A 12,267-nucleotide genomic window follows, 5' to 3' on the forward strand; every position below is an offset into this window, starting at 1 on the left:
TCGAACGTGCCTTCGTCCACGCTGGAACGGACGGGGGTCTAGCGGCCCGGCAGCTCCCTCAGCTTGAGGTTGAGGCGCACGGGCTTGCCCGCCTCCACCGGCACGGCGAGCACGCGGCGCTTCTTGTCCTCGCCCACCAGAATCAGCTCCGCTTGTCCCACCGGCAGGGAGCGCTTCACCAGCGGCGCGCGGCCCAGGGACTTGTTGTTGAGGAAGATCTCCGCGGGCTCGTCCAGGAAGAGCGTCACCTCGCCCTTGCCCTTGCGGCCACGGCTGCCCCGGTTGGCGGTGGCATCCTCCCGGTCGTTGTCCCGGTCCTTCGTGCCTGCCCGGTCGCGATCCTTGTCCTTGGTGTCGCGGTCCTTGGTGTCGCGGTCCTTCGTGTCCTTGTCCTTGTCCGCCTCCACGACGGCCACGTCCCCGCCGGGCACGGGGGCGTTGGGCGGCAGGATGGGGACCATGGCGCCCAGGCTCATGGGCGGGGGTGGGGGTGCCTTCTCCTCGGCCTCCAGCAGCTGGGTGAGCCGGAACGCGCCGTAGGCCAGGCCCAGGAAGAGCGACAACGACAGGAGCGCCCACACCGCGCCCAGCTTCGAGCGCTTCACCGGAGGCGCGGTCTCGTCGCTGCCGGGCGCCTCCGCGCGCAGCTTCGCGATCTCCGCCTTCTTGCGCGCCTCCACGACACTGAGCGCGGTGGCCTTGCGCTCCGGCAGGTAGGGGCCGTCATCCTTCTGGAGCGCCCGCTTCGCCGACGCCAGCACCTGGCTGCTGGTGGTGACGTCCGCGCTCTCCAGCAGGGACCGCGTGGCCGCCATGCGCTCCGCGAACAGGCTCTTCATGAGCGCGGCGCGCTGGTCCGCGTCCATCAGCTTGCCGCCGGCCGCCTTCTCGATGGCGCGCGCCATGTCCCGCCCGGACGGGTAGCGGCGGTCCACGTTGCGCTCCAGCGCGCGCATCACCACGCGGGAGATGTCCTCGGAGATGTGCGGCAGCAGCACGGACGGCCACGGGATGGCGTCCTCGAGGATCTTCACCATCTCGTCGCGCTCGGTCTTGCCCGCGAAGAGCCGCTCGCCGGTGATGAGCTCGTGCATCACCACGCCCACGGAGAACAGGTCGCTGCGACCGTCCAGCGCATCGCCGCGCACCTGCTCCGGGGACATGTACCCGGTGGTGCCCTTCACCGTGCCCACGCTGGTGCGCTCCAGGCTGTTCTTCGCCTTGGCGATGCCGAAGTCGAGCAGCTTCACGGTGCCGTCGTACGTCACCATGATGTTCTTCTGCGCCACGTCGCGGTGGATGACGGGGCTCGCTTCGCCGCCGGGGGACGTGAAGGTGTGCGCGTAGTGCAGCGCCAGGCACACGTCGCGGGCCACGGACAGGGTGAAGGCCAGCGGCACCGGCTGGCGCTTCTTCATGCACGCGCTGGTCACCTGGTTCAGGTTCTGCCCGCCGATGAACTCCATGGCCAGGTAGAGCCCGTCGTCCTCCTCCCCCAGGTCGAACACCTGCGCGATGTTCGGGTGGTTGAAGGCCGCGGTGATGCGCGCCTCGTCCAGGAACATGCGGACGAACTGATCATTGGAGCGCGCGTCCGGGAGGATGCGCTTGATGACCACGTACTTGCGGAAGCCGCCCGGGCCCGACGTGTAGCCCAGGAACAGCTCCGCCATGCCGCCCACGGTCAGCTGCGTGAGCACCTCGTACTTCCCGATGCGCTCGCCCCGATGGAAGTCGATGAGCTCATCCTCCAGCGCCTTGGGAAAATGGCGCCCGCGTCGTGAAGAAAGCCGGCCGGACCATAACAGGGCTGTTGCATCCAGGGTCCTTCCTTGGCGGTGTCATGCCCCCAGGTTCCCTGTGGATCACCTGTGGATGGTGTGGACGGCCCTGTGGACAACCGGGGGCTCGGAAGCCCCCCTGTGGATGCCCGGGGGAAACCGGCAATTTACCCACATGTAGCAGATCGCCGATTCGTGAATGATTCCCGAAGCTTGCTGACTTGTCCCCAACTCGGCTCCCCCTACCTCTTCTACCAGTTGATCAACACTCCAATTAGACTGGTGAAAAGAAGCGGGTCCGGTGCACAAGTCGGAAACCGACAGGCATCCGCGGAACAGCGAACGGCGCGGGACAGAACGCTACAGGATCGTGGCGCGAAGCCGCTCCAGCAGCCCGGGCAGTTCCTGGAGCAGCTGCCGGTCCAGGTCCTCCAGCGCGGCGCGGTGCATGACCAGGTCCTCCGGCTCCCGGTCCGCGGCCATCATGCGCTGCAGGCCGCGCAGGCGCTGGTTGCGCTGGACCAGGCGGGCCAGGGTGTCGTCCAGCTCCTCCGCGAGCGCCGAGTCCAGGTGCAGCTCCTGGCCCACCAGCTCCCGCAGCTGCTCCACGCGGTAGGTGAGCTCCCAGCTCTCCTCGTAGCCCGCGCGCCGGGGCAGCATCTGCCCATACGTCCACCGCTCGTTCACCAGGTCCTCTAGTGCGGCCGGGGCCGGGTGAGGCCCGTCAGGGACAGCCGGGTGCGCATCGGGTCCAGCTCCACGTGCATCCGGCAGTCCGCCACGTCCAGGCGCAGGGTGTAGGGAGGACAGGCCGCCTGCCCCGAGTGGGCCTCACAGGCGCGAGCGCCCATGCGGAACAACTCGGCCAGCACCGCCCGCCGGACCTCCGCAGAAAGCCGGTCCACGGTGGATTGTACACCCCGGGCGATGAGCACCGTGAATGCCTGCAATCCTGGAGAATCCTGCGGAGGGCCGGCCAGGGTCATCCCCCCGCCCGTTGCCAGAACCGTACCCTGCGACAGGCCTGTCGTTCCGGGGGGTTGGAAGGGCTCGAAACCCTTGGGGCTGAAAAAAACTCAGGCATGGAAGTGCCCAATCCTGAAACCCCGGGGGGTGGGGTGCCGTGGGACAGGGGGATGGAGAGGGGTGTAAAGGCAGGGCAGGGAGGGCACGATGGCGCGCACGCGGACGGTGGGCAGTGGGGGCCTGACGATGGCCCTGGCAATGGCCCTGGCGGCCCTGGTGGCCTTCGGAAGCGCCTGCCGGGACGAACCCCCGCTGACGGGCGCCCGGAGCCTTCTACGGGTCTCCCAGGAGGCCGTGACGTTCCCGGCCAGCTACCCCCAGGTGGAGCGGGTGGTGGAGTTCCGGGTGGTGAACGCGGGCCGGACGACGCTGGACGTGGAGTGGACGGCGCTGGCCGCCCCCTTCTCCGCGTCCGGGTTGCCCGCACGGATGGTGCCGGGCGAGGTCCCGGTCCGGCTGTCCTACCGGCCGGAGGCCACGGGCGTGCTGACGGCCACGCTGGTGGGGCGGGCGCCGGGGGGCGGGGAGGTGCGGATGGAGCTGCGCGGCGAGTCGAACCCGTATCCGGATTGCCCCACGCCGGTGGCCTGCCACACCTCCACGTTCGACGTGGCGACGGAGAAGTGCGTGGAGGCCGAGGAGCCGGACGGCACGGCGTGTGACCCGGGCAACGCGTGCCTCCAGGACGCCACGTGCACGGCGGGGCGGTGCAAGGGGGCGGAGCGCGTCTGCGACGACGGCAACGCGTGCACCACGGACGTGTGCAACCCGCTGGACGGCTGCACGTCGGTGCCGGCGCCGCCGTGTCCGGGGGATGGGAAGTGCCAGGTGGGCGCGTGCGACCCGAAGCTGGGGTGCACGCTGGCGAAGGCGCCGGACGGGACGTTCTGCGGCCCGGAGCGCGGCTGTGACGCGGCGGACGTGTGCCTGGACGGGACGTGCCAGCGCCGCGACCCGCCGGACAACTTCACCTGCGCGCCGGCCAGCCCCTGCCAGGGACCCGGGAAGTGCAAGGGCTCCGTGTGCGAGCGCCCCGCCGCGACGGCGCTGGCGCCGGACTGGACCTACGACGCGGCCTCCAACGGCGAGGCGCTGCATGACCTGCTGGTGGGGCCCACGGGGGACGTGACGCTGGTGGGCTTCTTCGTGCCGGCGCTGCTGGACGCGGCGGGCCCGGTGCCGGTGCGCGCGAGCACGTCCGGGCGCCGGTGCATGCTGTGGAACGACCGGCTGTTGTGCATGGACCTGCCGCTGTCCGGGCAGGTGTCGCTGTTGGACCGGGTGACGGGCGCGCCCCGGTGGACGTTCGACCTGACGACGGCGAGGCCGGATTTCGCGCAGGGGCTGACGACGCTGTTCATGGCGCGGCTGGGGGTGATGCAGCCGGACCGGCTGGCGGCCCTCTTCGAGGCGTACCCGGCGGGCATGTCGCGCGACACGCTGTGCCGGCAGTACTTCCTGGTGGTGTTGGATGCCTTTGGCGGGATGGTGTCCGCGCAGGCGTTGCAGGATCCGCTGCTCGCCGAGTGCAACCACCCGCACCCGTACGGCGTGGCGTCCGACGCGGCGGGCGATTTGTACCTGGCGTTTGGACAGACGCAGAACGTGGGGGCGCCGCTGTATCCGGGAGCGCCGACGTTGTTGATGGCGTTCTCGCAGGACGGGGTGCCGCGCTGGCGCAAGACGGAGGCCTTCGCCGCGGGGGAGCTGGCCATCGTGAACGGGGTCCTGCTCAACGAGCGCTCCACGCAGGCGCTGCGCACGCAGGACGGGCAGCCAGTGGGTTCACAGACCTTCCCCCGGGGGCTGGGCCGCGCGCTGGCGACCTCAGCGCACGTGATTCCCTCTCCGTCCGAGGACGACACCGCGGGCGGGTGGACGCTGGAGGGCTACGCGTTGCCGAACCTCACGCCGTCCTGGACGCACGGGTTCCAGGGGTGGCCGGGGCCGGTGGCGCCAGAGGTGCGGCTGGCGAGCTGGACGACCTGGCCGGGCCAGCCGCCGGAGACGGTGGTGGTGGGCACGGGCATGAACACGACGGGGCCGGTGCTGTTCGCGGTGAGCGCGAAGGACGGCAGCCAGGTGTTCCAGTGCCCGGTGTCGAACGCGGCCACGCCCGCGCAGTTCCTGGAGCTGGGGCCGGACAGCATCGTGATGATGGACGGGGCGAAGACGTGCGGCGATTGCGATCCGCCCTACGCCTACAGCCAGGCACGCTTCCGGCGCTTCCCGATTCCCGGCCTGAAGCCCGCGGAGGAACCCTGGCCCGGAACGTTCGGCGGGCCAGGGCACGACCATCATGAGGACCCGGTGCGCGGGCGCTGAGTCGTCATGACGTGCATCACGGCCTTCCACGATGTTCCACGCATGTGTTGTCCCTCTCCGGTTTGAGTTGAGAGGGATTAAATCAGATTAAACAGTAAAAATAGCAATAGTGGATTACCGTCGAGTCAGGTCCAGGATGCGCCCCTCGCGCAATGTTCCATCCGTGTCGTGCGTGAGGGGCAGGCCCACCGCGGTGACGTCCCGGGGCCGGGTGCGCGTGAGCCATCCCAGCCAGGCGCAGAGCGCGGCATCCAGCTGGTCGTGCGTGCACGTTCCCGAATCTCCGAAGCGCAGGCCGGAGGACTCCAGCAGGGCCTGTCTCCGGGCGCGTCCCTCCGGCGTGGACTTTGCCCCCAACTTCTCCACAGCCAGCGCGCGCCAGGTAGCGCCGGGGAAGGCTTCGAACAGGCGCGCGTGTGACAGCGACGGCGTGTCCAGGTCCAGCATCGGCACCCGGGCATGGGTCCGCAGCGCGGAGAACAGCAGCACGCTGCCGCGCACGAAGCCCGCGAAGGGCGCACCGGGCAGGGGCAGCACGTCCGGGGTGCGGCCCGGAGCGCGCAGCTTCCGCTCCGCGTCCCGCACCTTCGCGCCGGGGTTCGCCAGCGCCTGCGGTCCGTCCACCACCACCACGTCGCCGGGCCTTGTTGCGAAGGCCTCCGCGAGTGCCTCCGGGTCCAGCCCGTGCCGTTCCCGTGCCGAGGGCCAGACGCGCTGGGAGAAGCGCACGCGGCCGTCACCGTCCACGGTGGCTTCATCCACGGGGCGGGGCGCTCGGGCGAAGGGGTCCGTCAGGTCCCAGCCCACGAAGCGGCGTGCGTCCGTCATCGCGTGCCTTCCTGCTGCGGGGCCGTGCACCGGACGTTAAGAGGGGCCGCCTTCACTTCCACCCAAGGTGACACGCACATGCACTACCGTCCGCTGGGCCGCACCGGCCTGTTTGTCTCTGAACTGTGTTTCGGCGCCATGACCTTCGGTGGCGAGGGCTACTGGAAGAACATCGGGCAGCAGGGCCAGTCGGAGGCCGACGCGCTGGTGGGCCGGTGCCTGGACGCGGGCATCAACTTCTTCGACACCGCGAACGTGTATTCGTATGGGCAGTCGGAGGAGCTGCTCGGCAAGGCGTTGGCGGAGAAGCGCTCGCAGGTGGTGCTGGCCACCAAGGTGCGTGGCCGCATGGGCCCGGGCCAGAACGAGACCGGCCTGTCCCGCTACCACATCTTCGACTCCGTGCACGCGAGCCTGAAGCGCCTGGGCACGGACCACATCGACCTCTTGCAGATCCACGGCTACGACGTGGCCACGCCGCTGGAGGAGACGCTGCGCGCGCTGGACGACCTCGTGAGCCAGGGCAAGGTGCGCTACCTGGGCGCGTCCAACCTGGCCGCGTGGCAGTTGATGAAGGCGCTGGGCTTGAGCGACCACCGCGGCCTGTCCCGCTTCGAATCGCTGCAGGCCTACTACTCCATCGCCGGCCGCGACCTGGAGCGCGAGCTGGTGCCGCTGATGAAGGACCAGCAGGTGGGCCTGATGGTGTGGAGCCCGCTCGCGGGCGGCTTCCTCTCCGGCAAGTACCGCCGCAATGCCGAAGGCCCCGAGGGCGCTCGCCGCACCACCTTCGACTTCCCGCCCGTGGACCGCGAGCGCGCGTACAACGCCATCGACGTGATGGATGAGGTCGCGAAGGAGACGGGCACCACCGTGGCGCGCGTGGCGCTCGCGTGGCTGCTGCACCAGCCGCACGTCACCACCGTCATCCTCGGCGCGAAGACGCAGGCCCAGCTGGAGGACAACCTGGCCGCGTCCGAGCTGCGCCTCAGCCCCGAGCAGCTCTCGAAGCTGGACGCCGTCTCCAAGCTGCCCCCTGAGTATCCGGGCTGGATGGTGGAGCGTCAGAACGCGGACCGCTTGCCGCCGGCCCGCTGAGCAGGTTGCTCGCGGAGTCCCACGCGTACGGAGTTTTCCATCATCGCTGGATGGACCCGACCTGACGCGTCTCAACGACGCACCGTGTGAGCACGGTGCGTTCGTTTTTACAGTCCGTCGGGGACAGCAGGCGCGGCGAGGTGCGCGTTCCCCTGCGAGTCTCGTGGCGAAAGCGACGCTGGGTGTTTGGGATTGGGACGGGTTCCCGATATCTTGGGGACTGCGAAGCGTTCGGTCACTCGAGCGCGTTCCATGGAGCCCACGCGCTTGTCCGGCGGCACTCCGGTGCGGCCGGCATCCACGTGGAAGGTAGGACGGTCGCCCGGATGACCTTGGAGGTCCGGTGTGCGGCGTCTCTTTTTGCTTCGTGGGGGGCCTATCCGGGCCCCGGGAACTCCCCGGGGCCCGGCTAACCTTTCCCGGTACCGCTGCTAGTTCGAGGCGTCGAGGCGCGAACCGCCGCTGACGTCCAGGTTGGAGCTCTGGGGCCGCTTCGACAGGCGGATGATGCTGCCGCCTGAGGCGTCACCGGAGACGCTGGCGGGGGCATCGGCCTCCACGATGGAGCCGCCGCTGGCCTCCACCTTCAGCTCGCTGATGCCCTGGAGCTTCTGGGCGTGCACCTGCGCGCCGCCGCTGGCCTCGGCCTCCAGCTGTGTCGCGCGGCCGGTCAGCGTGATTTCGGAGCCGCCGCTGGCCTCGGCCTCCACCTGCCTGGCGTCCACGCCGCGCACGGTGAGGACCGAGCCGCCGCTGGCCTCGGCGTCGAGCTCGCCGGACGCGGTGACGTCCGCGTTCATGTGGCTGCCGCCGCTGGCCTCCAGGTGGTCGATGCGGGGCGAGGACACGATGAGCTTTACCTTGCCTTTGAGGCCGCTCCAGCCCTTGCGCTCCACGCGCGTGGTGAGGATGCCGTCCTCCACTTCCAACTGGAGGCGGGCGAGGTTTTCAGGCGAGCCCTCCAGGCGGACGGACTTCGGGCCCACCTTCACCTCCGCGTGCATGCCGTGACTCACGGAGACGCCGTGGAAGTCCTCGACCTGGCGAGTCTCGCCGGAGCCCTGGGAGGGCCTGGCCGCGTCCTCCGCGTGAGCGGTGCAGGCGGTGGTGGCGAGGCAGCAGGCGGCGAGCAGGGACAGCGAGGACATCCTCATGGGCGGCTCCGGGCGAGGCGCGAGGACGTGGGAGCACGTCCCGGCGGAATGCCTCGGGTACGGAGGACCCCCGCGAGTGATTGCGTGGCGTCGCGAGAACCTGTCCGACAGTCGGACAGGTTCAGGGATTGGCCAGCATCTCCAGGGGGACGCGGACGGAGGTGGTGTCGTCCGGTTTGATCTCCACCAGGAGCTTCAAGAGGCGGCCGGTGCCGTCCGTGAGCTTCAGGGTGTGCCTGCCCACCGGGAGGGCGACCTTGGTGAGCGGGGTTTCGCCCAGGGAACGGCCGGCCAGGGACACGCGGGCGGAAGGTTCCGTGACCAGAGTGAGGAAGCCCTGGGGCGCGGCCGCTTCGGTGGCGCTGTCATCCGGGGCGGGGAGGTCGGCCTCCGAGTCGTCGGCGGGCGCGGCGGTGCGGGACTTGCCGCGGGCCGGGGTGGCCGCCGGGTCGCTGGCGTCGCGCTTGGCCTTGCGGACGGGGGTGCGCGTCTTCGCCTTCGGGGCCTGGGCGTCGTCGGTGGGCGCGGTGGCGGAGTCGTCGCTGGGAGGCGGGTCCGTGGGCGCAGCGGGTTCGGCGGGAGGAGTGGCCTGGGCGACCGCGGTGGAGGGTTCCGGCGCGGGTTCGGTGGAGGCGGGCTTCTGGGCCTCGGGTTCGGAAGGAGGCGGTGGAGAAGTTGTGGATGAGTTCGTGTCCGGCTTGCGCGAGGTCGCGGAGCTCCACAGCGCGGACACGCGGCCGCCGTCGAGTCCCAGGGCGACGGTGGTGCCGAGCCCCGCGATGGCGAGGAACACGATGCCGGCCGCGATGAGCCCGCCCTTGCCACGGCGGGGGGCGGGGGAATCGGCGAGGAAGTCGTGCGGTTCGGTGGGGCGTCCGGAGGCGCGCGCCGGGGTGGAGCGTGCGGGAGGCGAGGACTGCTTGCGGGAGGACGGCGAGCGGCGGACCGCGGGCGTCTTCTCGGGGGCCTCGTCGGGAGGCAGGGACGGCACGCGGGAGATGGCCGTCTCGTTGTCGTTCAGCAGGGCCTGCGGCGCGGTGTGGGGCTGGGTGACGCGGAAGCTGTCCTGCGTGGAGGACCGTGAGGGCCGGGGACGGGAGTCCTCGGCGCTGGAATTCGAGGCGTCGCGAGGAGGGCGGGGACGGGAGTCTTCCGCACCGTTGTTCGAGGCACCGCGAGCCGACCGGGCACGCCCATCGTCGGCGGAGCTGTTCGAAGCATCACGGCCAGACCGAGCACGTGCATCGTCGGTGGATCCATTCGCGGCATCGCGGCCCGACCGGGCACGCGCATCGTCGGAGCCGTTCGAAGCATCGCGGCCAGATCGGGCACGTGCATCGTCGGCGGAGCTGTTCGCGGCATCGCGGCCAGACCGAGCACGTGCATCGTCGGCGGATCCATTCGCGGCATCGCGAGGAGGACGGGGACGGGAATCCTCAGCGGATCCATTCGCGGCATCCCGCGCGGACCGGGACCGCGCATCCTCACCCGACGCGCTGAAGGCTTCACGCGGCGGTTTGGGCCGAGCCTCCTCGGGAGGCGCGTTGAGGGCTTCACGAGGCGGACGGGGACGCGAGTCCTCGGCGGATCCATGGGCCACATCACGCCCGGAGCGCTGCCGTGCATCGTCCGAGGATCCAGACCGGGCACGGCCTTCCTCGGACTCCCGTCCACCCCGGGCGCGGGGCTCGTTGGACGGCGGCACGAAGGCCGGAGGCTCCTTTGAAGGCCGCGACTTCGGGTCCTCGGCAGGCTGCGCGCCCATGCGCGACATCGGCGTGAGGATGGTCTCTCCCTCGACGTAGCCGGGGGACGCCGTCACGGGCGCAGTGATGCGCAGCGACGAATCCAGCATCACCGGCGGCAGGGCCGGCTGGGTGCGCACGCCCGGTTCGGAATCGTCGGGCTGCGCGGACATCTCATTCGTAGGCGGAGGCGGCCGGAGCGTCTCCGTGGGAGGCGACACCCGGCGCGAGGGCGGCAGCGCCGCGGGCTTGCGGACCGCCAGCTCCTCCGTCGTGTTGCGGCGGCTCCCCACCCCGGCAGCGGGAGCCGGCGGCGCCTTCGCCGGAGCGGGAGCCTTGGCAGGCGCCGCGGGCGCGCGAGGCGGCAGCGTGGAGGAGACCTGCGGCAGCGCACTCGAGGGCGGAAGCGTGGCCGGCTCCGGGACATCCCCGCCCCGGGCGAGCACCTGCGCCACCTGCGTCTCGCTGGAGGTGCCGTCCCCGGACGACTGCCCGCTCATGAGCAGCAGGCGGGTCTGGTCGCGGCGCTCGGCGAACAGCCGCAGCATCAATTCGCTGCTCTGTTCGGGGTGCCAGATGCGCTGTCCCACGGCGCGCTCGATGGCGCGGGCGAACTCCAGCGTGGTGCCGTAGCGGTCCTCGCGCCGCTTCGCGAGCGCCTTGAGGACGATGGCGTCCAGCTCCGGAGGCACTTCCTTGTTCACGCGCGAGGGCGGGGGCACGTCGCCGCTCAGCACGGCGTTCATCATGGCTTCGGCGCTCTTCGCGTAGAAGAGGCGCATGCCGGTGAGGCACTCGTGCAGCACCACGCCCAGGCTGAACAGGTCGCTGCGGGCGTCCAGCGGGTCGCCCATGATCTGTTCCGGGGACATGTAGCCGCTGGTGCCCTTGACCATGCCCACGGCGGTGCGGCCCGCGCGCGCCAGGCTCTTGGCGATGCCGAAGTCGAGCAGCTTGGTGACGCCCTCGTACGTCACCATGATGTTCTTCTCGGCGACGTCGCGGTGGACGACGGGCGAGGGCCGGCCCAGCGGGTCGGTGAAGCTGTGCGCGTAGTTGAGCGCCACGGCCGTGTCGCGCACGGCCATCAGGCTCAGGCCAATGGGGATGGGCTCATGGGCGGTGCGGCACGCGCGGGCCACCTCCACCAGCGTGGCGCCCGGGACGAACTCCATGGCGAGGAACAGCTCACCGTCCGCCACGTCCAGGTCGTACACGTGGGCGATGTGCGGGTGGTTGAACGCGGCCGTGACCTTGGCCTCGTCCAGGAACATCCGGACGAACTCCTCCTCGCCGCGGATGTCGGGGAGGATCTGCTTCAGCACCACCATCTTGCGGAAGCCGGCCAGGCCCTTCTGGGCCGCGAGGAAAATCTCCGCCATCCCGCCCGTGGACAGGCGGCAGAGCACCTCGTACTTGCCCAGCACCCGGCCGCGGAACCCGTCCGGGGTGAGCGTCAGCGTCGTCCCAGCCATTGAAGGGGTCCGACTCTACACCGGGGCGGGTACCAGCGCGAAAGGCCCGGGACCCCGTTTCTGGCCGGATGCCAGGGTTTACGAGGATGCGCCTCCGTCCGGGCGAGGACAGGGCTTCCGGAACGGAAGGCGCGCGAACTGTCCGACACCGGAGGGGCTGCCTCTGGGAGGGACGGACCGAGGGAAGGGCGCCGCTACTGTGAGTGCCATGCAGTGACAGTCATCAGTCGAGTTCGGGATAAGCCCCGGCGTCCTGGCTCTCGCGCATCATCGCGTCGAGTTGGGAGCGGCGGTCGGCCTTCTGCCGTGCGCGGTACTCAAGGACGTCCTTGCTGTAGACGCGACGATGGGTGCCCGTGCGGTGGAAGGGAATCCGGCCCTCGTCGAGCAACTGCACCAGATGCTGCCGCGAGACGTTGAGCAGGTTCGCGGCCTGCTGGGTCGTGAGCTCCTTGTGGACAGGGACCACGGTGACGGCATCCCCCGACGCCAGGATGGCGAGCAGCTGCTGCATCAGCTCGAGCACCTCCGTCGGCAGCCGCACGGACTCATGGTTCGGGCCGAGCAGCGAGAAGAGTGGGTGTCCGCCGCCCTTGTCGCCCAGCTCCCGGGTGATGAGCTGCGCGAGCTTCCGCACCTGCTCCAGCGTCATGTCACGGGTGGGCGAAGTCACGGGTTCCTCCTGGCCTGGCTCTGCTGAAATCAGGTCCATATTCGACGCAAACGCAAGGAGCCCACTGACGTCAGGTCAGGATGTCACTCAATCCGTCGTCGTAGCCGCAACATGCATCCCAACATCTCCCCGCGTACCCGTGAGGTGGGCTACGACGGCACC

Annotated in this window: 9 protein-coding genes; 2 read left to right on the forward strand and 7 right to left on the reverse strand. The window is 70.3% G+C overall.

Annotation, left to right across the window (positions count from 1 at the left end; translation table 11 throughout):
• Window positions 1-38 precede the first annotated feature (38 nt).
• The 3 genes from D7X30_RS20890 to D7X30_RS20900 all read right to left on the reverse strand — a co-directional run bounded on the left by D7X30_RS20890 (window position 39) and on the right by D7X30_RS20900 (window position 2,731).
• Window positions 39-1,700, reverse strand: a complete 1,662-nt coding sequence (locus tag D7X30_RS20890) for a serine/threonine-protein kinase (RefSeq protein WP_120564696.1) — start codon at window positions 1,698-1,700, stop codon at window positions 39-41.
• A gap of 441 nt (window positions 1,701-2,141) precedes the next feature.
• Window positions 2,142-2,468, reverse strand: a complete 327-nt coding sequence (locus D7X30_RS20895; protein ID WP_233591688.1) for a hypothetical protein — start codon at window positions 2,466-2,468, stop codon at window positions 2,142-2,144.
• Window positions 2,469-2,476: 8 nt separating this feature from the next.
• Window positions 2,477-2,731 carry a hypothetical protein gene (locus D7X30_RS20900; protein WP_233591689.1) on the reverse strand — a complete coding sequence of 85 codons (255 nt, stop codon included), beginning with the start codon at window positions 2,729-2,731 and terminating at the stop codon, window positions 2,477-2,479.
• A 223-nt stretch (window positions 2,732-2,954) separates the two neighbouring features.
• On the opposite strand from D7X30_RS20900, the gene D7X30_RS20905 reads away from it, so the two are divergent.
• Entirely contained in the window at window positions 2,955-5,132 is a 2,178-nt protein-coding gene (locus tag D7X30_RS20905; protein WP_120564698.1) for a tenascin-X, read from the forward strand.
• Between the two features lie 114 nt (window positions 5,133-5,246).
• Here the strand turns inward: D7X30_RS20905 and D7X30_RS20910 are convergent, their stop codons facing one another.
• Window positions 5,247-5,960 (reverse strand): DUF429 domain-containing protein, encoded by a 714-nt coding sequence (locus D7X30_RS20910; protein WP_120564699.1) that lies wholly within the window; start codon window positions 5,958-5,960, stop codon window positions 5,247-5,249.
• Window positions 5,961-6,038: 78 nt separating this feature from the next.
• Here D7X30_RS20910 and D7X30_RS20915 point away from each other — a divergent pair, with 78 nt between their 5' ends.
• On the forward strand, window positions 6,039-7,058 hold the full coding sequence (locus D7X30_RS20915) for an aldo/keto reductase (protein ID WP_120564700.1): 1,020 nt from the start codon (window positions 6,039-6,041) through the stop codon (window positions 7,056-7,058).
• Window positions 7,059-7,489: 431 nt separating this feature from the next.
• On the opposite strand, the gene D7X30_RS20920 is transcribed toward D7X30_RS20915, so the two are convergent.
• The 3 genes from D7X30_RS20920 to D7X30_RS20930 all read right to left on the reverse strand — a co-directional run bounded on the left by D7X30_RS20920 (window position 7,490) and on the right by D7X30_RS20930 (window position 12,105).
• The gene (locus D7X30_RS20920; protein WP_120564701.1) at window positions 7,490-8,212 is read right to left on the reverse strand and encodes a head GIN domain-containing protein; all 723 of its coding nucleotides are present in this window, start codon (window positions 8,210-8,212) and stop codon (window positions 7,490-7,492) included.
• 121 nt (window positions 8,213-8,333) lie between these two features.
• Window positions 8,334-11,432 carry a protein kinase gene (locus D7X30_RS20925; RefSeq protein ID WP_120564702.1) on the reverse strand — a complete coding sequence of 1,033 codons (3,099 nt, stop codon included), beginning with the start codon at window positions 11,430-11,432 and terminating at the stop codon, window positions 8,334-8,336.
• Between the two features lie 223 nt (window positions 11,433-11,655).
• Window positions 11,656-12,105, reverse strand: coding sequence for a helix-turn-helix domain-containing protein (locus D7X30_RS20930; RefSeq protein ID WP_120564703.1), 450 nt, complete (start codon window positions 12,103-12,105; stop codon window positions 11,656-11,658).
• Window positions 12,106-12,267: the final 162 nt, after the last annotated feature.

Source organism: Corallococcus sp. AB011P, assembly GCF_003611605.1.
Lineage (GTDB): Bacteria > Myxococcota > Myxococcia > Myxococcales > Myxococcaceae > Corallococcus > Corallococcus coralloides.